21 protein-coding genes and 1 pseudogene are annotated in these 20683 nt (G+C 63.9%); 19 read left to right on the top strand and 3 right to left on the bottom strand.

Annotation, left to right across the window (positions count from 1 at the left end):
- The first annotated feature begins 96 nt into the window (after nucleotides 1-96).
- From eno to ispD, 3 genes are all read left to right on the top strand, one after another.
- Nucleotides 97-1386 carry a phosphopyruvate hydratase gene (eno, locus tag HG549_RS06005; RefSeq protein WP_170028662.1) on the top strand — a complete coding sequence of 430 codons (1290 nt, stop codon included), beginning with the start codon at nucleotides 97-99 and terminating at the stop codon, nucleotides 1384-1386.
- A gap of 168 nt (nucleotides 1387-1554) precedes the next feature.
- The gene (gene ftsB, locus HG549_RS06010; protein WP_004375443.1) at nucleotides 1555-1836 is read left to right on the top strand and encodes a cell division protein FtsB; all 282 of its coding nucleotides are present in this window, start codon (nucleotides 1555-1557) and stop codon (nucleotides 1834-1836) included.
- Nucleotides 1833-2540, top strand: a complete 708-nt coding sequence (gene ispD / locus HG549_RS06015) for a 2-C-methyl-D-erythritol 4-phosphate cytidylyltransferase (RefSeq protein ID WP_170028663.1) — start codon at nucleotides 1833-1835, stop codon at nucleotides 2538-2540. The genes ftsB and ispD overlap by 4 nt, the downstream gene beginning before the upstream one ends.
- A 131-nt stretch (nucleotides 2541-2671) precedes the next feature.
- On the opposite strand, the gene HG549_RS06020 is transcribed toward ispD, so the two are convergent.
- Entirely contained in the window at nucleotides 2672-3568 is an 897-nt protein-coding gene (locus tag HG549_RS06020) for a LysR substrate-binding domain-containing protein (protein WP_170028664.1), read from the bottom strand.
- A 107-nt stretch (nucleotides 3569-3675) separates the two neighbouring features.
- Here HG549_RS06020 and HG549_RS06025 point away from each other — a divergent pair, with 107 nt between their 5' ends.
- The 8 genes from HG549_RS06025 to rpoS all read left to right on the top strand — a co-directional run bounded on the left by HG549_RS06025 (nucleotide 3676) and on the right by rpoS (nucleotide 10871).
- Entirely contained in the window at nucleotides 3676-4788 is a 1113-nt protein-coding gene (locus tag HG549_RS06025; RefSeq protein ID WP_016712915.1) for an S-(hydroxymethyl)glutathione dehydrogenase/class III alcohol dehydrogenase, read from the top strand.
- A gap of 8 nt (nucleotides 4789-4796) precedes the next feature.
- Complete coding sequence (fghA, locus tag HG549_RS06030; protein WP_170028665.1) at nucleotides 4797-5651, top strand: S-formylglutathione hydrolase; 855 nt, start codon at nucleotides 4797-4799, stop codon at nucleotides 5649-5651.
- 87 nt (nucleotides 5652-5738) lie between these two features.
- Entirely contained in the window at nucleotides 5739-6212 is a 474-nt protein-coding gene (gene ispF, locus HG549_RS06035; RefSeq protein WP_170028666.1) for a 2-C-methyl-D-erythritol 2,4-cyclodiphosphate synthase, read from the top strand.
- Nucleotides 6209-7267: a tRNA pseudouridine(13) synthase TruD gene (truD, locus tag HG549_RS06040; RefSeq protein ID WP_170028667.1), complete on the top strand. Its 1059-nt coding sequence runs from the start codon at nucleotides 6209-6211 to the stop codon at nucleotides 7265-7267. Before ispF ends, truD begins: the two co-directional genes overlap by 4 nt.
- A complete protein-coding gene (gene surE / locus HG549_RS06045) occupies nucleotides 7255-8004 on the top strand; it encodes a 5'/3'-nucleotidase SurE (protein WP_170028668.1) in 750 nt (249 codons plus the stop codon). The genes truD and surE overlap by 13 nt, the downstream gene beginning before the upstream one ends.
- Before the next feature lie 35 nt (nucleotides 8005-8039).
- Nucleotides 8040-8678, top strand: coding sequence for a protein-L-isoaspartate(D-aspartate) O-methyltransferase (locus tag HG549_RS06050; protein ID WP_170034070.1), 639 nt, complete (start codon nucleotides 8040-8042; stop codon nucleotides 8676-8678).
- A gap of 219 nt (nucleotides 8679-8897) precedes the next feature.
- Nucleotides 8898-9755, top strand: a complete 858-nt coding sequence (locus HG549_RS06055; RefSeq protein WP_170034072.1) for a peptidoglycan DD-metalloendopeptidase family protein — start codon at nucleotides 8898-8900, stop codon at nucleotides 9753-9755.
- Between the two features lie 108 nt (nucleotides 9756-9863).
- Nucleotides 9864-10871 carry an RNA polymerase sigma factor RpoS gene (rpoS, locus tag HG549_RS06060; RefSeq protein WP_170028669.1) on the top strand — a complete coding sequence of 336 codons (1008 nt, stop codon included), beginning with the start codon at nucleotides 9864-9866 and terminating at the stop codon, nucleotides 10869-10871.
- A 516-nt stretch (nucleotides 10872-11387) separates the two neighbouring features.
- Here rpoS and fdxA read toward each other — a convergent pair.
- Both fdxA and mutS read right to left on the bottom strand, forming a co-directional pair.
- Nucleotides 11388-11711: a ferredoxin FdxA gene (gene fdxA, locus HG549_RS06065; RefSeq protein WP_170028670.1), complete on the bottom strand. Its 324-nt coding sequence runs from the start codon at nucleotides 11709-11711 to the stop codon at nucleotides 11388-11390.
- Nucleotides 11712-11851: 140 nt separating this feature from the next.
- Nucleotides 11852-14425, bottom strand: a complete 2574-nt coding sequence (mutS, locus tag HG549_RS06070; protein ID WP_170028671.1) for a DNA mismatch repair protein MutS — start codon at nucleotides 14423-14425, stop codon at nucleotides 11852-11854.
- Between the two features lie 139 nt (nucleotides 14426-14564).
- Between mutS and HG549_RS06075 the strand changes: the two genes are divergently transcribed.
- The 8 genes and pseudogenes from HG549_RS06075 to HG549_RS25925 all read left to right on the top strand — a co-directional run.
- A complete protein-coding gene (locus HG549_RS06075; RefSeq protein WP_170028672.1) occupies nucleotides 14565-15311 on the top strand; it encodes a S24 family peptidase in 747 nt (248 codons plus the stop codon).
- A 475-nt stretch (nucleotides 15312-15786) separates the two neighbouring features.
- Nucleotides 15787-16125, top strand: coding sequence for a phage holin family protein (locus HG549_RS06080; protein WP_170028673.1), 339 nt, complete (start codon nucleotides 15787-15789; stop codon nucleotides 16123-16125).
- A 12-nt stretch (nucleotides 16126-16137) separates the two neighbouring features.
- Nucleotides 16138-16635, top strand: a complete 498-nt coding sequence (locus tag HG549_RS06085; RefSeq protein ID WP_170028674.1) for a hypothetical protein — start codon at nucleotides 16138-16140, stop codon at nucleotides 16633-16635.
- Nucleotides 16632-17192 carry a phage baseplate assembly protein V gene (locus HG549_RS06090; RefSeq protein ID WP_170028675.1) on the top strand — a complete coding sequence of 187 codons (561 nt, stop codon included), beginning with the start codon at nucleotides 16632-16634 and terminating at the stop codon, nucleotides 17190-17192. The genes HG549_RS06085 and HG549_RS06090 overlap by 4 nt, the downstream gene beginning before the upstream one ends.
- Before the next feature lie 72 nt (nucleotides 17193-17264).
- Complete coding sequence (locus HG549_RS06095) at nucleotides 17265-17591, top strand: GPW/gp25 family protein (protein ID WP_170028676.1); 327 nt, start codon at nucleotides 17265-17267, stop codon at nucleotides 17589-17591.
- Nucleotides 17588-18469 carry a baseplate J/gp47 family protein gene (locus HG549_RS06100; protein ID WP_170028677.1) on the top strand — a complete coding sequence of 294 codons (882 nt, stop codon included), beginning with the start codon at nucleotides 17588-17590 and terminating at the stop codon, nucleotides 18467-18469. Before HG549_RS06095 ends, HG549_RS06100 begins: the two co-directional genes overlap by 4 nt.
- 1 nt (nucleotide 18470) lies before the next feature.
- Nucleotides 18471-19079, top strand: coding sequence for a phage tail protein I (locus tag HG549_RS06105; protein WP_170028678.1), 609 nt, complete (start codon nucleotides 18471-18473; stop codon nucleotides 19077-19079).
- Nucleotides 19072-20142 (top strand): annotated as a pseudogene (locus HG549_RS25925) (phage tail protein); the annotation flags it as partial. The gene HG549_RS06105 and the pseudogene HG549_RS25925, both read left to right, overlap by 8 nt.
- Between the last annotated feature and the right edge of the window lie 541 nt (nucleotides 20143-20683).

The raw sequence follows: 20683 nt of genomic DNA on the forward strand, positions 1-20683 counted from the left end.
TTCCCTTCACGGGGCCTGCCCACTGCAAGTCCGCCCGGTGAACGGCAAGATTTCCCAAGCTAAGTTGTTTTCGTCAATTCTGGAGTGCTTACAACAATGGCAAAAATCGTCGACATCAAAGGTCGTGAAGTTCTCGATTCGCGTGGCAACCCCACCGTAGAAGCCGATGTACTGCTCGACAACGGCATCATCGGTAGCGCTTGCGCGCCGTCCGGTGCTTCCACTGGCTCGCGCGAAGCGCTGGAGCTGCGTGATGGCGACAAGAGCCGTTACCTGGGCAAGGGCGTGCTGAAGGCCGTCGCCAACATCAACGGCCCGATCCGTGACCTGCTGCTGGGCAAGGACCCTGCCGACCAGAAGGCCCTGGACCGCGCCATGATCGAACTGGACGGTACCGAGAACAAGGCCAAGCTGGGCGCCAACGCCATCCTGGCCGTTTCCCTGGCTGCCGCCAAGGCTGCTGCCCAGGACCTGGACCTGCCGCTGTACGCGCACATCGCCAACCTGAACGGCACCCCAGGCCAGTACTCGATGCCGGTACCGATGATGAACATCATCAACGGCGGCGAGCACGCCGACAACAACGTCGACATCCAGGAGTTCATGGTGCAGCCGGTTGGCGCCAAGACCTTCTCCGACGGCCTGCGCATGGGTACGGAAATCTTCCACCACCTCAAAGCCGTGCTGAAGGCCCGTGGCCTGAACACCGCCGTGGGTGACGAAGGTGGTTTCGCCCCTAACCTGGCTTCCAACGAAGACGCCCTGGGCGCCATCGCCGAAGCGGTCGAGAAAGCCGGCTACAAGCTTGGCACCGACGTGACCCTGGCCCTGGACTGCGCGGCTTCGGAATTCTACGAAGACGGCAAGTACAACCTGTCCGGTGAAGGCAAGTCGTTCGACGCCGAAGGCTTCGCCGAGTACCTGAAAGGCCTGACCGAGCGCTTCCCGATCATCTCGATCGAAGACGGCCTGGACGAGTCCGACTGGGCTGGCTGGAAGATCCTCACCGACAAGATCGGCGCCAAGGTGCAGCTGGTGGGCGACGACCTGTTCGTGACCAACACCAAGATCCTCAAGGAAGGCATCGAGAAGGGCATCGGTAACTCGATCCTGATCAAGTTCAACCAGATCGGCTCGCTGACCGAAACCCTGGAAGCCATCCAGATGGCCAAGGCTGCTGGCTACACCGCGGTGATTTCGCACCGTTCCGGTGAAACCGAAGACTCGACCATCGCCGACCTGGCGGTAGGTACTGCTGCTGGCCAGATCAAGACCGGCTCGCTGTGCCGTTCCGACCGCGTTTCCAAGTACAACCAGCTGCTGCGTATCGAAGAGCAACTGGGTGCCAAGGCGGTTTACCGTGGTCGTGCCGAGTTTCGCGGCTAAGCAAGAGATGGTAAAAAGACAGCAGCCGGAGTTGTAGGGGCTTTCATAGTGAAATTCCTACGTTCCAACGGGTTTCTGTCGACGAAGCCTGGCCTCGGCCAGGCTTCGTGCTATTCGAGACCCCGAGTTGAACATTCTGCGACGGTCTTTTTTAACCTGGATACCTAGATGCGCAGTCCTTATTGGTTGTTTCTTGTCCTGCTCCTGCTGCTGGGTGGTCTGCAGTACCGCCTGTGGGTGGGTAATGGCAGCCTGGCGCAAGTGACCGAGCTGAAGCAGCAGATCGCCGAGCAGCATGCCGAGAACGAGCGCCTGCTTGAGCGAAACCGCGTGCTCGACGCCGAAGTGCTGGAGCTGAAAAAAGGCATGGAGACCGTTGAAGAACGGGCTCGCCACGAATTGGGAATGGTCAAAGAGGGCGAAACCCTCTTCCAGTTGCCACAGAAATGATCGATACGTTACCGGCCTTCTGGGCCGTTATTCCTGCTGCGGGCGTCGGTGCCCGCATGGCTGCCGACCGCCCCAAGCAGTATCTGGAGCTGGCCGGGCAGACCATCCTCGAGCACAGCCTCGACTGTTTTCTTGGCCACCCGACGCTCACCGGCGTGGTGGTCAGTATTGCCGAACACGACCCCTACTGGCCGACCCTGCGCTGCGCCAGCGACCCGCGTATCCGTCGCGCGGCGGGTGGCCGTGAGCGTGCCGACTCGGTACTCAATGCCTTGCTGATGCTGCATGCCGAAGGGGCTGCGGACAGCGACTGGGTGCTGGTGCACGATGCCGCTCGGCCAAACCTGGCGCGCAGTGACCTGGACAAGCTGCTGGCGGAGCTGGCGGACGACCCGGTGGGGGGGCTGCTGGCGGTGCCGGCGCGCGATACCCTCAAGCGGGCCGATGCCAACGGGCGGGTCAGCGCCACGGTTGACCGCAGCACCATCTGGCAGGCCTACACGCCACAGATGTTCCGCCTGGGCGCGCTGCACCGGGCGCTGGCCGAGTGCCTGGTGTCGGATGTGCTGGTGACCGACGAGGCCTCGGCCATCGAATGGTCCGGCCAGGCGCCAAGGCTGGTGGAAGGGCGCAGTGACAACATCAAGGTGACCCGCCCGGAAGACCTCGAGTGGTTGCGCCAGCGCTGGGCCGGGCGGCGCTGAAGCTTTAATCCAGCACCGGCCTCTTCGCGGGCTTGCCCGCTCCCACAGGTACAGCGCCAGCCTGAAGGTATGCGCAGTACCTGTGGCAGCGGGCAAGCCCGCGAAGTGGCCAGTACAGGCAGCGCATTCCTTCAGCCGAGACGATACTCCGGCAACCCCGCCAACCCTTCCTTCAGGTAGTCCACCAACCGCCGCACCTTCGGCGACAGGTGCCGCTGCTGCGGATACAGCGCCCATACTGCCGTGTTCGGCGGCTGGTGCGCTTCCAGCAATGACACCAGGGCACCACTGTTCAGGTGCTCCAGCACGTAGTAATCCGGCAGCTGGCACAAGCCCATGCCCTGCAACGCCGCATCCAGCACGGCCTGCCCGCTGTTGCAGCGCCAGTTGCCCTGCACCCGCTGGCTGATTTCGCGGCCATCCTGCTGCAGCGCCCACAGGTCCGAACTGCCCACCAGGCAGTTGTGCCGTGCCAGCTCCGACAGGCTGTGCGGCCGCCCATAACGTTCCAGGTAGGCCGGCGAGGCGCACAGGTACATGCGCCGTGGCGCCAGGCGGGTGGCCACCAGCCGTGAGTCGGCCAGCCGGCCCAGGCGGATGGCCAGGTCCATGCCTTCGTGGACCAGGTCGAGGGTGTGGTTGCTCAGTTCCACGTCCACCCGCAATTGCGGGTACTGCGCCATGAACCGGGTCACCAGCGGCACGATGAAGCGCTCGCCATAGGCCACCGCGCAGGTCATGCGCAACAAGCCCTTGGGCTCGCTGGCCAGGTCACCCATGGCGCGCAGGGCTTCCTCGCGGCCATCCTGCAGGCGCTGGCAGTGCTGCAGGAAGGTCTGCCCGGCTTCGCTCAGGGTCACCCGCCGGGTACTGCGGTACAGCAAGCGGGTCTGCAGGCGTTCTTCCAGCCGGGCAATCTGCCGGCTGACATGCGACGAAGAAACCCCCAGGCGTTCGGCGGCCGCAGTGAACTGGCCGGTTTCTGCCACGGCGACGAATTCGTCGATGCCTTCCCAGCGGCTGCTCATGGATTATCCCTGTACGGCAATAATGTTTTTTCTTGACCCGGATTATTCCTCAAATGGCTGTGAATTACACTGCCAGACTGAATCGACCCTCTGTCTGGAGACCTTTGATGATCAAGTCCCGTGCTGCCGTAGCCTTCGAAGCCAAGAAACCCCTGGAAATCGTCGAAGTCGACGTGGCCATGCCCAAGGCCGGCGAAGTGCTGCTGCGGGTAGTCGCCAGCGGTGTCTGCCACACCGATGCCTACACCCTGTCCGGCGCTGACCCAGAGGGTATCTTCCCGTCGATCCTGGGCCACGAAGGTGGCGCGATCGTCGAGGCGGTAGGCGAAGGCGTGACTTCGGTCGCCGTTGGTGACCACGTCATCCCGCTGTACACCCCGGAATGCGGCAAGTGCAAATTCTGCCTCTCGGGCAAGACCAACCTGTGCCAGGCCATTCGCGCCACCCAGGGCAAGGGCCTGATGCCGGATGGCACCACGCGCTTCTCCTACAAAGGCCAGCAGCTGTTCCACTACATGGGTACCTCGACCTTCTCCGAGTACACCGTGCTGCCGGAAATTTCCGTGGCCAAGATCCAGAAAGAAGCGCCACTGGAAAAGGTCTGCCTGCTTGGTTGCGGCGTCACCACCGGTATCGGCGCGGTGCTCAATACCGCCAAGGTCAAGCCGGGTGACACCGTGGCCATCTTCGGCCTGGGCGGTATCGGCCTGTCGGCCGTGATCGGTGCGGTGAAGGCCAAGGCCTCGCGGATCATCGCCATCGACATCAACCCGGCCAAGTTCGAGATCGCCCGCCAGCTGGGGGCCACCGACTGCATCAACCCGAAAGACTACGACCGCCCGATCCAGGAAGTGATTGTCGACCTCACCGACGGCGGCGTGGACTTCTCCTTCGAGTGCATCGGCAACGTGCAGCTCATGCGTGCGGCGCTGGAATGCTGCCACAAGGGTTGGGGCGAGTCGGTGATCATCGGTGTGGCCGGTGCCGGCCAGGAAATCGCCACCCGTCCGTTCCAGCTGGTCACCGGTCGCGTCTGGCGCGGTTCGGCGTTCGGTGGCGTACGTGGCCGCAGCGAACTGCCAAGCTACGTGGAGATGTCCGAGAAGGGCGAGATCCCGCTGGACACCTTCATCACCCACACCATGGGCCTGGAAGACATCAACAAGGCCTTCGACCTGATGCACGAAGGCAAGAGCATCCGCAGCGTGATCCACTTCTGAGGTGCGCCATGAGCCTGGATAACATCTCCTGCCAGAAGAGCTTCGGCGGCTGGCACAAGCGTTACCGGCATCACTCCAGGGTGCTGGGCTGTGACATGGTGTTCGCCGTGTACCTGCCACCGCAGGCCGAGCAGGGCGAGAAGCTGCCGGTGCTGTATTGGCTCAGCGGCCTCACCTGCACCGACGAGAACTTCATGCAGAAGGCCGGCGCCCAGCGCCTGGCCGCCGAGCTGGGGTTGATCATCGTCGCGCCGGATACCAGCCCGCGTGGCGAGCAGGTGCCGGGCGATCCTGATGGTGCCTGGGATTTCGGCCTGGGGGCCGGCTTCTACCTCAATGCCACCCAGCAACCCTGGGCGCAGCACTACCGCATGCACGACTACGTGGTAGAGGAACTGCCGGCACTGATCGAGGCGCACTTCCCGGCATCGGCCGAGCGCAGCATCAGCGGCCATTCCATGGGCGGGCATGGCGCGCTGGTGTGCGCCTTGCGCAACCCGGGGCGGTACCGCTCGGTGTCGGCGTTCTCGCCAATCAGCAACCCGATGGATTGCCCATGGGGCGAGAAAGCCTTCAGCCGTTACCTGGGTGAAGACCGCGCGCGCTGGCGCGAATGGGACGCCAGCGTGCTGCTGGCCGAGACCCCGGCGGGCGAGTGCCCGCCGCTGCTGGTCGACCAGGGTGACCGGGACGACTTCCTCGACAAGCAGCTCAAGCCCGAGGCACTGGAGCAGGCGGCACGCAAAGGCAGGCATGAACTGACCCTGCGCCTGCAGCCGGGTTATGACCATAGCTACTACTTCATTGCCAGCTTCATCGAGGAGCACCTGCGCCATCATGCGGTGGCGCTGGGGCGGGTATAGCCGTCGCTGGGGCCGCGCCTACATGGCGGCCCCAATAACGGCTAAAGCAGGTAGAATCACGCCCTGACTCATTCAGGGCGTTTTTCTATGCGTATTGGCCACGGCTTCGATGTGCACCGTTTCTGCGACGGTGATTTCATTACCCTGGGCGGGGTGCGTATCCCCCACAAATACGGCCTCCTGGCCCACTCCGATGGCGACGTGCTGCTGCACGCCCTGAGCGATGCCTTGCTGGGCGCGGCAGCGCTGGGTGATATCGGCAAACATTTCCCCGACACCGACCCGCAGTACAAGGGCGCCGATAGCCGCGCGCTGCTGCGCCATGTGGTCGGCATCGTCCTGGCCAAAGGCTGGAAGGTCGGCAATATCGACGCCACCATCGTCGCCCAGGCGCCAAAGATGGCCCCACACATCGAGACCATGCGCCAGCGCATCGCCGAAGACCTGCAGGTCGAACTCGACCAGGTCAACGTCAAGGCCACCACCACGGAAAAACTGGGCTTCACTGGCCGCGAGGAGGGTATCGCCGTGCATGCGGTTGCCCTGCTGCTGCCAGCATGACCGAACTGCAACTGCTGGGCCCGCGCGCATCGGGCGAACCCTTGGGCAGCGCTGTACTCAAGGCGGTGGCCGAAGATTTCCAGGTCGACGAAGTGCTGGACATTCCGTTGTCGGGGCAGGGCGAGCACTTGTGGTTGTGGGTCGAAAAGCGTGACCTCAACACCGAAGAAGCCGCCCGCCGCCTGGCGCGCGCTGCCGGCGTGCCGGTGCGCAGCATCAGCTATGCCGGGCTCAAGGACCGCCAGGCGCTGACCCGCCAGTGGTTCAGCCTGCACCTGCCGGGCAAGGCCGACCCGGACCTGTCGCGTGCCGAGGATGCCAGCCTGCGTGTGCTCAAGCAGGTCCGCCACCAGCGCAAGCTGCAGCGTGGCGCGCATTCGGCCAACGGCTTCACCCTGCGCCTGACCGCCCTTGCTGCCGACCACCAGGCGGTGAACGCGCGCCTGGAACAGCTCAAGCACCACGGGGTGCCCAATTATTTCGGCAGCCAGCGCTTTGGCCACGCCGGCGGCAATGTCCACGACGCCCTCGACTGGGCCGCGCGCAAGGCGCTGCCCGAACAGCGCAACGTACGTTCGCGGCTACTGTCGGCCGGGCGCAGCTACCTGTTCAACCAGCTGTTGGCCGCCCGTGTCGCCGATGGCAGCTGGGCACGAGCGCAGGTGGGCGACCTGCTGGCGTTCACCGACAGCCGCAGTTTCTTCCCGGCGGGGGAGGCCGAATGTGCCGACCCGCGCCTGGCGATCCTGGACCTGCACCCGACCGGCCCGCTGTGGGGCGCGGGCGATTCGCCAGCCGGCGCAGCCACCGGGCAGCTGGAAAACGCCATCGGCGCGCGCCAGCCGGCACTGTGCCAGTGGTTGGCCCAGGCGGGCATGGATCACGAACGGCGCATTCTGCGGCTCCCTATTGGCGGCCTGACGTGGCATTATCCCGAGCCTGATATCCTGCAACTGGAATTCGTCCTTCCGGCCGGATGCTTCGCCACCGTGGTGGTGCGCGAAGTCGTGGATCTGGTGTCGGCAGGGCAGACGGACAGCCCATGCGTATTCTGATTTCGAACGACGACGGTGTTACCGCACCCGGCATCGCCGCGCTGCACGCTGCGCTGGCGGATTACGCCGAGTGCACGGTGATCGCCCCGGATCAAGACAAGAGCGGCGCCAGCAGTTCGCTGACGCTGGACCGGCCACTGCACCCGCAGACCTTGGCCAATGGCTTCATCAGCCTCAACGGCACGCCGACCGACTGCGTGCACCTGGGGCTCAATGGGCTGTTGCCGCAGGCGCCGGACATGGTCGTGTCGGGGATCAACCTGGGTGCCAACCTGGGTGACGACGTGCTCTATTCGGGCACGGTTGCCGCCGCCCTGGAAGGCCGCTTCCTCGGCGGGACCTCGCTGGCATTCTCGCTGCTGTCGCGCCAGCCGGACAACCTGCCGACCGCCGCCCATATCGCCCGCCGCCTGGTCGAGGCGCAGTCGCGCCTGGCCTTGCCGCCGCGCACCGTGCTCAACGTCAACATCCCCAACCTGCCGCTGGAACACATTCGTGGCATCCAGCTCACCCGCCTCGGTCACCGGGCGCGGGCGGCGGCGCCGACCAAGGTGGTCAACCCGCGCGGCAAGGAAGGCTACTGGATCGCCGTGGCCGGGGATGCCGAGGACGGTGGCCCGGGCACCGATTTCCACGCCGTGATGCAAGGCTACGTGTCGATCACCCCGCTGCAGCTCGACCGCACCTTCAGTGATGCCTTCGAGCAGCTCGATGGTTGGCTGGAGGGCCTGCTCTGATGCGCGAGGACGATATGCTGCGGCGTGGCATCGGCATGACTTCCCAGCGGACCCGGGAGCGCTTGATCCAGCGCCTGTGCGAAGAGGGCGTCTCCAACAGCAAGGTGCTCGACGTGATCCGTCGCACCCCGCGCCACCTGTTCGTCGACGAGGCACTGGCGCATCGGGCCTACGAAGACACCGCACTGCCGATCGGCCACAACCAGACCATTTCCCAGCCGTTCATGGTCGCCCACATGAGCGAGCTGCTGCTCGAGGCCGGGCCACTGGACAAGGTGCTGGAGATCGGCACTGGCTCGGGCTACCAGACGGCGATCCTGGCCCAGCTGGTCGAGCGGGTGTTCTCGGTGGAGCGCATCAAGGTCTTGCAGGACCGGGCCAAGGAGCGCCTGGTGGAACTGAACCTGCGCAACGTGGTTTTTCGCTGGGGCGACGGTTGCGAGGGCTGGCCGGCGCTGGCGCCGTACAACGGCATCATCGTCACTGCCGTGGCGCCGGAGGTCCCGCAGGCACTGCTCGACCAGCTGGCACCGGGCGGGCGCATGGTCATCCCGGTGGGGCCAGCCGGCGAAACGCAGCAACTGATGCTGATCGTGCGCGAGGAGCATGGCTTCTCCCGCCGCGTGCTGGGGGCCGTGCGCTTCGTGCCGCTGCTCAACGGCCCGCTGGCCTGAGCGCTGCGGGCACGCGCCAGCGGTATTTTTGCGCTGCTGGCGAATTCCTGTTGCTTCGCCCTGTCTATCTGGCGGGGTGAAGCGCTGGCGCACAGTTTGCGCCGTAGCGTTGCAGCAGTCTTACAACCTGCCTGCCAAGAGCGGCCGGCTTGGTTATAATTGCAACATTATTGCATTTCTTGTCTTCATATCGTTTTCGGCACCATGAGGGGAGCGCGGGTGGGTCACACAGTCATTCGGCAGCGCAAGGACGGGTCGGGTTTCACGCTTCTGGTGATTGCACTGGCCATGAGTACGCTACTGGTGGGTTGTTCGAGCACCAGCAGCAACAGCGCGCGGGTGGTCGACCGCAACAACACCGTACCCAAGCGCCCAGCGGTTACCTCCGGGCAGTACATCGTCAAGCCGGGCGATACGCTGTTCTCCATCGCCTTCCGCTATGGCTGGGACTACAAGGAGCTGGCCGCACGTAACGGCATCGCGGCGCCTTACACCATTCGCCCGGGGCAAGCGATTCGTTTCAGCAGCGGTGCGTCCGGCAGTACCACGGTGGTATCCAGCCCCTCGTCGTCGAGCAAGACCACGGTCATCCGGCGGCCTGCCGGCAGCACCGCCACGGCACCTGCCAGCCCTGGCAAACCGGCCGCGCCGGCAGCCTCCAGCAGCGCCCCGGTGGTCGCCAGCGTGCCCGCTGCGGAGCGCGCGGTGGGCGGTTGGACCTGGCCAGCCAATGGCGTGCTGATTGGAAAATTCGCTTCAAACGGTAGTTTGAATAAAGGCATTGATATCGCCGGTGATTTGGGACAGCCTGTTTTTGCTGCGTCTGATGGTGCAGTGGTCTACGCCGGGAGTGGGCTGCGGGGCTACGGCGAGCTGATCATCATCAAGCACAGCGACACCTACGTCAGTGCCTACGGTCATAACCGCAGGCTGTTGGTTCGGGAGGGGCAGCAGGTCAAGGCAGGGCAGTCGATTGCTGAAATGGGGTCCACGGGCACAGATCGGGTGAAGCTGCATTTCGAGATTCGCCGCCAGGGCAAACCCGTCGATCCGCTCCAGTTCCTGCCACGTCGTTGACTGTTGTACCTGGCCTGTTCCGCTGATGTAGAGGGGACAGGCTCCAGCGCTGCCAGGGAGAAAGGTGCCGCTCGAGTCTGAGTTCGAACTCAGCAAAGGACTATAACAATGGCTCTCAGTAAAGAAGTGCCGGAGTTTGACATCGACGATGACGTCCTCCTGATGGAGACGGGTATCGTTTTGGAAACGGATGTGGTGTCAGACGAACCTGCTGTATCTTCGGTTCGGACGAGGGCCAAATCGGGCTCTTCGCTCAAGCAACACAAGTACATCGATTACAGCCGGGCGCTCGATGCTACCCAGCTGTATCTCAACGAGATCGGATTCTCGCCTCTGCTTTCGCCGGAAGAGGAAGTGCACTTTGCGCGCCTGTCGCAAAAGGGCGACCCTGCCGGCCGCAAGCGCATGATCGAAAGCAACCTGCGCCTGGTTGTAAAAATCGCCCGTCGTTACGTGAACCGCGGCCTGTCGCTGCTCGACCTGATCGAGGAGGGCAACCTCGGGCTGATTCGTGCGGTCGAGAAGTTCGACCCGGAACGCGGTTTCCGTTTCTCGACCTATGCGACCTGGTGGATTCGCCAGACCATCGAACGGGCGATCATGAACCAGACCCGCACCATTCGCCTGCCGATCCACGTGGTCAAGGAACTGAACGTTTACCTGCGCGCTGCCCGCGAACTGACGCAGAAACTCGACCACGAGCCGTCACCGGAAGAAATCGCCACGCTGCTGGAAAAGCCGGTCGGCGAGGTCAAGCGCATGCTGGGCCTGAACGAGCGGGTGTCTTCGGTGGATGTGTCGCTTGGCCCGGACTCGGACAAGACCCTGCTCGATACCCTGACCGACGACCGCCCGACCGACCCGTGCGAGCTGTTGCAGGATGACGACCTGTCGCAGAGCATCGACCAGTGGCTGGGCGAGCTGACTGACAAGCAGCGTGAGGTGGTAGTGCGGCGCTTTGGCCTGCGTGGGCATGAAAGCAGCACGCTCGAGGATGTCGGCCTGGAAATCGGCCTGACCCGTGAACGGGTGCGGCAGATCCAGGTAGAAGGGCTCAAGCGCCTGCGCGAGATCCTTGAGAAGAACGGGCTGTCCAGTGAGTCGCTATTCCAATAGTAGCGAATGCCTGCAGCATGAAACGCCCCGATGACCTCGGGGCGTTTTTGTTTGTTTGCGCCGTGGCGCCAGGCATCGACAGGCCGCACGGGTTCGAGGCCCGTAACATTATGTACAGCGCTACCCTGTTAACAGTGCGTGTAAGCCTTTGCTTACTTCTTTTGTAAGCCTTCTACGTAGCTGTAGGTAAATCATTGTCGCACCCAAAAAACGTAAATTCCCAACTCATTGAAATAGCTGGTTTATTTAGGCGTTAGGAATTGTGTCACTGGCAACACTCTGTGAGATTTCGCAGTTGCCGGCCCGGCTCAAGCCGCTAGTATTCGAACTGTGCACAGGGACATGCACAGGCTTTCAGGATGAAGGCCAAGGACATCGCAAGAAGCGATTTCATCAGGATGATGTCAGGGACAAGCAGGGACTACGGAAAAAAATGTGGGCGGGTCAAACCGCCCCTTTTTTTTGCCTGCGGAAAAGCAAAAAAGGCCCCGAGGGGCCTTTTTCGTATCGGCGCCATCAGCGCTCGAGGTGTTTGATCTTGTCGGTCTTGCCATCCCACTCTTCAGCGTCTGGCAGAGCGTCCTTACGCTCGGTGATGTTCGGCCAGATGTCCGCCAGCTCGGCGTTCAGCTCGATGAAGTTTTCCATGCCCGCTGGCACTTCGTCTTCCGAGAAAATGGCTTGTGCCGGGCATTCCGGTTCGCACAGGGCGCAGTCGATGCACTCGTCCGGGTGAATGACCAGGAAGTTCGGGCCTTCGTAGAAGCAGTCCACCGGACAGACTTCCACGCAGTCGGTGTATTTGCATTTGATGCAGTTGTCGGTGACGACGAAGGTCATTTCTAGTTCTCTCCTCAGGCGACGGCGGCGGCCCTTCCTCTCAGGGCCGCGCGGTTTACAGGCATGTGGCTGCAGGCCAGGCTAATAACCTGCAGCACCAGCAAACCGCGGCGGATTCTACCAGCTTGTAGTGGGCGCCGTTATAACAGGTTCTTTAGTTGATATAGCGTTTCGATAGCTTGACGCGGGGTCATGTCGTCCAGTTGCAGCTTGCCCAGCTTCTCGATGGCCGGGTGTGGCAGGCTGGCGAACAGGTCGCTCTGGTGCGGTACCTGTGGCACATCCTTGGCCTTGTGGGCCGGCGGTTGTTCATGCGGCAGGCTGGTGGTTTCCAGGCGTGCCAGATGTTCGCGGGCACGCTGGATGACTGCCGTCGGTACGCCTGCCAGCTGGGCCACGGCTAGGCCGTAGCTTTGGCTGGCCGGGCCGGGCAGCACATGGTGCAGGAACACGATGCGTTCATTGTGCTCGGTGGCGTTCAGGTGCACGTTGGCTACCAGCGGCTCGCTTTCTGGCAGCACGGTGAGCTCGAAGTAGTGCGTGGCGAACAGCGTGTAGGCGCGCAGCTGGGCCAGCCGCTCGGCGGCAGCCCAGGCCAGCGACAGGCCATCGAAGGTACTGGTGCCGCGACCCACTTCGTCCATCAGCACCAGGCTGCGGTCGGTAGCGTTGTGCAGGATGTTGGCGGTTTCGCTCATTTCGACCATGAAGGTCGAGCGCCCGCCGGCCAGGTCGTCGCTGGAACCGATACGGGTGAAGATGCGGTCGACCAGCGACAGTTCGCAACTGGCCGCCGGCACGAAGCTGCCAATATGCGCCAGTAGCACGATCAGGGCGGTCTGGCGCATGTAGGTGGACTTACCGCCCATGTTCGGGCCGGTGATGATCAGCATGCGCGTGTTGTCGTCCAGGCCCAGGTCGTTGGCCACGAACGGCGTGGTCAGTACCTGTTCCACCACCGGGTGGCGGCCTTGCTCGATGCGCAGGCACGGCTCGTCGACGAAGCGCGGGCAGTTCAGGTCGAGGTTCAGCGCACGTTCGGCCAGGTTGCTGAGCACGTCCAGTTCAGCCAGTGCGGCGGCGCTGTCCTGCAGCGGCGCCAGGTGGCTGATCAGGGTTTCCAGCAAGCCGTCGTAGAGCATCTTCTCGCGGGCCAGCGCGCGGCTTTTGGCCGACAGCGCCTTGTCCTCGAACGCCTTCAGCTCCGGGGTGATGAAGCGCTCGGCACCCTTGAGGGTCTGGCGGCGGATATAGTCGCCTGGCGCCTGCTCCGCCTGTTTGGTCGGCAGCTCGATGAAATAGCCGTGCACGCGGTTGTAGCCGACCTTGAGGTTGGCCAGGCCGGTGCGGGCCTTTTCCCGGGCTTCCAGGTCGATCAGGAACTGGCCGGCGTTCTCGCTGATCGCCAGCAACTCGTCCAGCTCGTTGTCATAGCCGGGCTTGAGCACGCCGCCGTCGCGGATCACCGCCGGCGGGTTGTCGATGATCGCCCGCTCCAGCAGGCTGGCCAGCTCCGGGTAGGTACCGGTAATGGCGGCCAGGCGCGCCAGGTGCGGCGCCTCCAGCTCGGCCATGGCGTTCTGCAGCTCGGGCAGCGCACCCAGCGCATCGCGCAGGCGTGCCAGGTCGCGTGGGCGGGCGTTGCGCAGGCCGATACGGGCGAGGATCCGCTCGATATCGCCAATTTCCTTGAGTTGCGGCTGCAGCTTCTCGAAGCGGTAGCCGTCGAGCAGGCAGCGGATCGAGTCCTGGCGGGCCTGCAGCACCTTGAGGTCGCGCAACGGGCGGTTCAGCCAGCGGCTCAGCAGGCGACTGGCCATGGCGGTCTGGCAGCGGTCGATGACCGACTGCAGGGTGTTGTCACGCCCGCCGGCGAGGTTGATGTCCAGCTCCAGGTTGCGGCGGCTGGCGCCGTCGAGGATGACCGTGTCGTCCAGCCGTTCGTGGCGCAGGCTGCGCAGGTGCGGCAGGGCCGTGCGCTGGGTTTCCTTGGCGTAGAGCAACAGGCAGCCGGCGGCGCCGATGGCCAGGGTCAGCTTGTCGCAGCCAAAGCCCTTGAGGTCCTTGGTCGCGAACTGCTGGCACAGGGCCTTGCGCGCCGAGTCGCGGTCGAAGTCCCACGGCGCACGGCGACGGGCGCCTGGGCGCTTTTCGGCCGGCAGGTCGCGTGGCCAGTCGTCGGGGATCAGCAGCTCGACCGGGTTGAGGCGTTCGAGCTCGGCCAGCAGGTTTTCCCAGCCCTTGATCTCCTGCACGCTGAAGTTGCCGCTGGTGATGTCCAGCACCGCCAGGCCGAACAGGCGTTCGTCGCCCAGCAGCGCGGCAATCAGGTTGTCGCGGCGCTCGTCGAGCAGGGCCTCGTCGCTGACCGTACCGGGGGTGATGATACGCACCACCTGGCGCTCCACCGGGCCCTTGCTGGTGGCCGGATCGCCAATCTGCTCGCAGATCACCACCGATTCGCCGAGCTTGACCAGCTTGGCCAGGTAGCCCTCCAGCGAATGGAACGGAATCCCGCACATGGGGATCGACTGGCCGGCCGACTGACCACGCGCGGTCAGGGTGATGTCCAGCAGTTTCGCGGCCTTTTTCGCGTCTTCGTAGAAAATTTCGTAGAAGTCGCCCATGCGGTAGAACATCAGCTGGTCCGGGTGCTGGTTCTTCAGCTTCCAGTACTGCTGCATCATCGGGGTGTGTGCGGAAAGATCGGACATTCAGGGCCTTACAGCGGGTGATCTGGTTGGCGTTGGTGAAACCGGCAATGGTACAGGCTTTTTCGCGCAGATGCAGGCGCGCCGCTGCATGCTTCATCGCGCTGCCTGTGCGTTGCATTTCCTCGCGCATGCCTGCATTATGCACGCTATGCAAAAACGCAACGTAGCCTCCGTACTCAGAGAACTGCTCGACCGCCACGGCCTGTCCCCGACGGAGCTGTACCGGCGCACGGGTGTTCCTCAATCCACCTTGTCGCGGATTCTCGGCGGCAAGATCGTCGACCCCTCCGACAAACATGTGTCGAAGATCGCCGAGTACTTCGGCGTGAGCACCGAGCAATTGCGTGGCCGCGCCGCGCTTGGCGAGTCTCGCGAGGCCGCGCTGCCGGCCCACGGCCATGTCGACCTCAGCGACATCAGCCTGTGGGACGATGAAACCCCCGTCGAGGATGACGAGGTGTCGGTACCTTTCCTTCGCGAGGTCGAATTGGCAGCAGGATCAGGAAGATTCGTCATTGAAGAAAGCGAGCACGCGCGCCTGCGCTTCGGCAAGCGCAGCCTGCGTCACAACGGCGTGCAGTTCGACCAGGCCAAGTGCGTGACCGTGCGCGGCAACAGCATGTTGCCGGTGCTGCGTGACGGCGCGACGGTCGGGGTGAATACCGGCAAGTGCTCGATCGGCGACATCATCGATGGCGACCTCTATGCCATCAATCACAACGGCCAGTTGCGGGTGAAGCAGGTCTATCGCCTGCCTACCGGTATCCGCCTGCGCAGTTTCAACCGCGACGAACACCCTGACGAGGACTACAGCTTCCAGCAGATGCAGGACGAGCAGATCAGCTTGCTCGGGCATGTATTCTGGTGGGGCATGTACGCTCGCTGACAACCCCGCGTTGGCAAAACCCGCTTCGGCGGGTTTTTTTTTCGCCTTTGGAAAAGTACTACAAGCCAGGACGTGCACGGCCTGCATGCATTTCAGCAAAAACTTGCGCATAGAAATTTTCAGAAATGCATTGACTGCATATGCACAAATGCATAGCCTGTGTCTCAAGCCGGATGTAAACCGGTTGTTACACAGGCAGCGATGGACAGGCCTCACTGTCCAGAGGGTTGGCAACTGGCCCGGGTGTGCAGCGTAAAGCACCACGATCAGTTATCCGGCGGGCAGGTGGCCGCGGTCGGAGTCATCAATCAGCAGCGGAACCGCGCGGCGTCACCAGTCGTGGCCGGCGGTTCGCCAACGCATTACTGAAAAGCCTGGCGAGCCGGGCTTTTTGGAATGCCGAGGTGTTCAAGGCAAAGCATCCATAACCGACCTGTTGGCCTGCGCCAACAGGCATTACACAGGAGACAGGACAGTGACGAACGAGCAACAGGCGTTACTCGAGATGCCGCTCTGGCTGGTAATCGTCCTGGCATTGCTGGGCGGTCTGAGCGGCGAAATGTGGCGGGCCGACAAGGCCGGCGCCACGGGTTGGTCGCTGCTGCGACGGCTGTTGTTGCGCTCCGGGGCCTGCATGGCCTGCGGTGTGTCGACGGTGATGCTGTTGTATGCCGGCGGCCTGTCGATCTGGGCGGCCAGTGCATTGGGCTGCATGACAGCGGTAGGCGGCGCCGATGTTGCCATGCGCCTTTATGAACGCTGGGCAACCCGGCGTCTGGGCCTGCGCGACAGCACACAGCGCGACGAGCGTTAAGGAGGAATACGCATGAGCGAACTGGCCACTTTACATGGCGCAGTGACGGCAACCATCCGTGAGGCAATGCCGGAGTTGGCGTCGGTAGATGCCTATACCGCCGTAGGAAATGTCCCCGAACGGCCTTCGCTGCGCCACGGCATCGTCCGCATGACGGCGGATGCGGCCCCGCGGGACGGCCGCTCGGTATTGATTGCCACGTTCGAGGCGGATATCACCGCCGACAGCGCCAACCCAGAAGCGCGGCTGCAGGGCAGCCTGCTGGCCGCGCAACTGATGGACCTGCTGCGCCAGCAGCATTGGGCACTGGAATTCGTCGAAGCCAGCCGCAACTTGCAGGCGCAGTTCCAGGGCAACGCCTGGACCGTGCGCTGGGACCAGCCGGTGCTGCTCGGCGAGCCGCGCTGGAACTGGCCGGACCAGCCGCCCGGGAGCCTGGCATTGGGCTTTGCACCCGATATCGGCCTGGGTAACGAAGCGCACTATGTGGCCCCGGAGGATCTGTCATGAGCTACGTCAGCGCCATGCATGACCGCATGCTGGCGTGCATGGTGATTCCCTGCCGGGTGGTCGCCCTGGACCTTGCCGCAGCGCGGGTGCGGGTGTCCGACGGCAGCGGCTGGACCAGCGCCTGGCTGCGCTGGCACGCCCAGGCGGCCGGCCAGGCCAGGCACTGGCGGGCACCCAGCCTGGGCGAGCAGGGCGTGCTGCTGAGCCCCAGTGGCGAGCCGGCCCAGGGCACCTTCCTGCCCGGCCTGTATGGCAATGCCGGTGGCGCAGCGGACAACCGCGGGCACACCGAGGTCTGGCGTTTCGCCGACGGCGGTTCGCTCAGCTACGACTGGCAGGCCAGCCACTACGACATCCAGCTACCGGCAGGCAGCGCGACCATCAAGGTTGGCGCCGCCACGCTGCAGGTCAGTGACGGTGCGATCAGCCTGCAGGCCGCCGCGATCAACCTTTCCGGCAACGTCACGGTCGATGGCCCGCTGCAGGTCAGCGGCGATATCAACGGCGGCGGGCGGATCATCGACACCGCCGGCAACACGGCCAACCACAAACACTGAATCAAGCCCGCCGATGCGGGCTTTTTCATACCAGGAGAATGCCATGCATACCCATGAACAGGGCGGTGCACCATGATCGGCATGGACCGCCGCACCGGCCAGCCACTGGCCGGCATCGATCATCTGCGCCAGTCCATCGAAGACATCCTCGGCACACCGCTGGGCAGCCGGCGCATGCGCCCGGAATACGGCAGCCAGCTGCGGCGTTTCGTCGACTTGCCGGTCAACGAGGGCTGGAAGAGCGCCGTGCAGGCCGAAGTGGCGCGCGCGCTGGGCCGTTGGGAGCCGCGCCTGCAGCTGCAGCGGGTCCGGGTGGTCGCGGTGCTTGACGGCCAGGTCAGCCTGGCGCTCAGCGGCCGCTACCTGGGCGACGAAGCGCTGCTGGAGGTGAACGTATGAGCCAGGTCGATCTGTCGAAACTGCCCAGCCCGCAGCTGCTGGAGGACCTGGACTACGAAGCGCTCTACCAGGCCGATCTGGACACCTTCCGGGATTACCTGGGCGACGCCTGGACCGCCAACCTGGAAAGCGACCCGGTCACCAAGCTGCTCGAGGTCGGCGCCTACCGCAAGCTGCTCAACCGGGCGCGCATCAACGATGCCGCCAAGGCACTGCTGCTGGCCTATGCCCAGGGCAGCGACCTTGACCAGCTGGCGGCCAATGTCGGCCTGCAGCGCCTGGTGATCCAGGCCGAGGACCTGGCCAGCGTCCCGCCGGTCGAGGCGCTGCTGGAGGCGGACGATGCCCTGCGTGAGCGGGTGCAACTGGTTTATGAAGGCCTGACCACGGCCGGCCCGCGCAACAGCTACATCCTGCATGCCCGCAACGCTTCGGGCCAGGTGGCTGACGCCACCGCCGAAAGCCCGTCGCCGGCCGTGGTGGATGTCACCGTGCTGAGCCTGGAGGGTAACGGCGAAGCCAGTGCCGAGCTGCTGGCGCAGGTAGCGGCTTACCTCAACGACGACGATATCCGCCCGGTTGCCGACCGGGTCAACGTACGCAGTGCCGAAGTGCTGCCATACCGCATCGATGCCGTGCTGTACCTGGCCGACAGCGGCCCCGAGTACGAAGCGATTCTCGCCGAGTGCCAACGCCGCCTGCAGGCCTGGATCAACCCGCGCCGACGCCTGGGGGTGGAAGTGGCACGCTCTGGCATCGATGCGCAACTGCACATCGATGGGGTCAGCCGGGTCGAGTTGAATGGCTGGGCCGACATTCGCCCGAGCAAGGCGCAGGCGGCCTGGTGCAGCGGCTTCACCCTGAAGCGGGGGAGCTGACATGCACAGCCTGTTGCCGCTCAACCGCACTGCGCTGGAGCGGGCCATCGAAGTGGCTGCCGACGAGGACCTCAAGGTCAGCCTGCGCCAACTCTACAACCCCGCTACCTGCCCGGCGCACCTTCTGTACCAACTGGCCTGGGCCTGGTCGGTGGACCGTTGGGAGGACAGCTGGAGCGATGAAATCAAACGCTCGGTGATCCGCTCGGCGTTCTTCGTCCATGCCCACAAAGGCACCTTGGGTGCACTGCGGCGGGTAGTGGAGCCGTTCGGCTACCTGATCGAGGTAGAGGAATGGTGGCAAACCACACCGCCGGCCCCGGCGGGCACCTTTGCGCTGAAGATCGGTGTTTCCGATTCCGGCATCAGCGAAGGCACCTACCAGGAGCTGTCTGCGCTGGTCGACGACGCCCGCCCGGTCAGCCGCCACCTGACCGGCCTGGTGATCAGCCTCGAAAGCCGTGGCGCCCTTCATTTCGGCTGCGCGATCCAGGACGGCGACGAACTGGACATCTACCCGCTGGCGCCCCGTGACATCGAAGTCAGCGGCGTGGTGGGGCGTGGCGGCCGTGAACACACAATCGATACCTTGGACATTGCACATGGTTGACCAGACTTCTCAGTTCTACGCCATCCTCACCAACGTGGGTGCGGCGAAACAGGCCAATGCCGATGCCTTGGGCATTGCCTGGAAAATCACCCAGATGGGTGTCGGCGATGCCAACGGCAGCGACCCTACCCCGAATGCCACCCAGATCAGCCTGATCAACGAATGGCGCCGCGCGCCGTTGAACCAGCTGAAGGTGGATGACAAGAACAGCGCGATCATCATTGCCGAACAGGTCATCCCGGCTGACGTCGGCGGCAAGTGGATTCGCGAGATCGCGCTTTACGATGCCGATGGCGACATGGTTGCCGTGGCCAACTGCGCGCCGACCTACAAGCCGCTGTTGAGCCAGGGCTCGGGCCGGACCCAGGTGGTGCGGATGAACCTGGTGGTCAGCAGTGCCAGCAATGTCCAGCTGAAGATCGATCCGGCGGTGGTGCTGGCGACTCGGGAGTGGGTTACCGAGGAACTGGCCAGGCAGGATTTCAAGCATTCGGTGCTGGCGGCGACTACGGCGAACATTGCCTTGACCGGGTTGCAGACGGTTGATGGCGTGGCGCTGACTACCGGGGCGCGGGTGTTGGTGAAGAACCAGACCGCAGCCAAGGATAATGGCCTGTATCTGGTGGCCGGCGGCGCCTGGACCCGCTGTTCCGATGCGGACAGTGGCGCCAAGGTAACCCCTGGCATGCTGGTGCTGGTCGAACGCGGCATGGTCAACGGTGACAGTGCGTGGCAGCTGGTGACCGATGCGCCGATTACCCTGGGGGTTACTGCCCTGGCGTATGAAATGGCGTTTGGACGTACCGGTGTGGCTAGCGGCACGTACCGCAGCGTCACGGTGGATACTTACGGCCGCGTCATCGCTGCGACCAACCCGACTACGGTGGCGGGGTATGGGCTGACGGATGTGTATACCAAGACGCAGATCGACCAATCGCTGGCACTCAAGGCACCCCTGGCCAGCCCAGTACTGACAGGGGTGCCGACCGCGCCGACGCCAGCGGCGGGTACCAATACCACGCAGCTGGCGACGGCGGCTTTTGTCCAAGCCGCCATCGCTTCGTTAGTGGCTTCATCGCCGGCAGCCCTGGATACGCTGAACGAGCTGGCGGCGGCACTGGGGAATGACCCGAACTTCGCCACAACCATGACCAACGCCTTAGCGCTCAAAGCGCCCTTGGCCAGTCCGACCTTTACCGGCGCCCCCAAGGCGCAGACACCGGCTATTTCGGATAACGGCACATCGCTGGCTACAACAGCCTTCGTCCGGGCACTGATGGCGCGTTATGGCCTTGGGACAACCGCCTATTTCTTTGCTGGAAACATTGATCAGATCAAGGAAACAGGCATCTACAGTACCTACGCATCGACCACCGGCACCTTACCTAAGAATCCGACTACTGGCGCAGACATTATCGGCGGCATGGTGCTGCATGTGGAGCGCGATGGCACTAACTCGGCTTTCCAGTTGTGGGAGTCGATTAGTTCGGGCGTGGCTGCGCCTGGCGGTGGAGTGATGGGTCTGAGTTTCAGACGTTCTCGGCTGGGTTCTGGCACGTGGACGGACTGGGTCATGGCCTGGGATGCCCTGAACACCCCGAAGC

Origin of the sequence: Pseudomonas sp. SK (assembly GCF_012975065.1) — a bacterium.
Classification (GTDB): domain Bacteria; phylum Pseudomonadota; class Gammaproteobacteria; order Pseudomonadales; family Pseudomonadaceae; genus Aquipseudomonas; species Aquipseudomonas anuradhapurensis.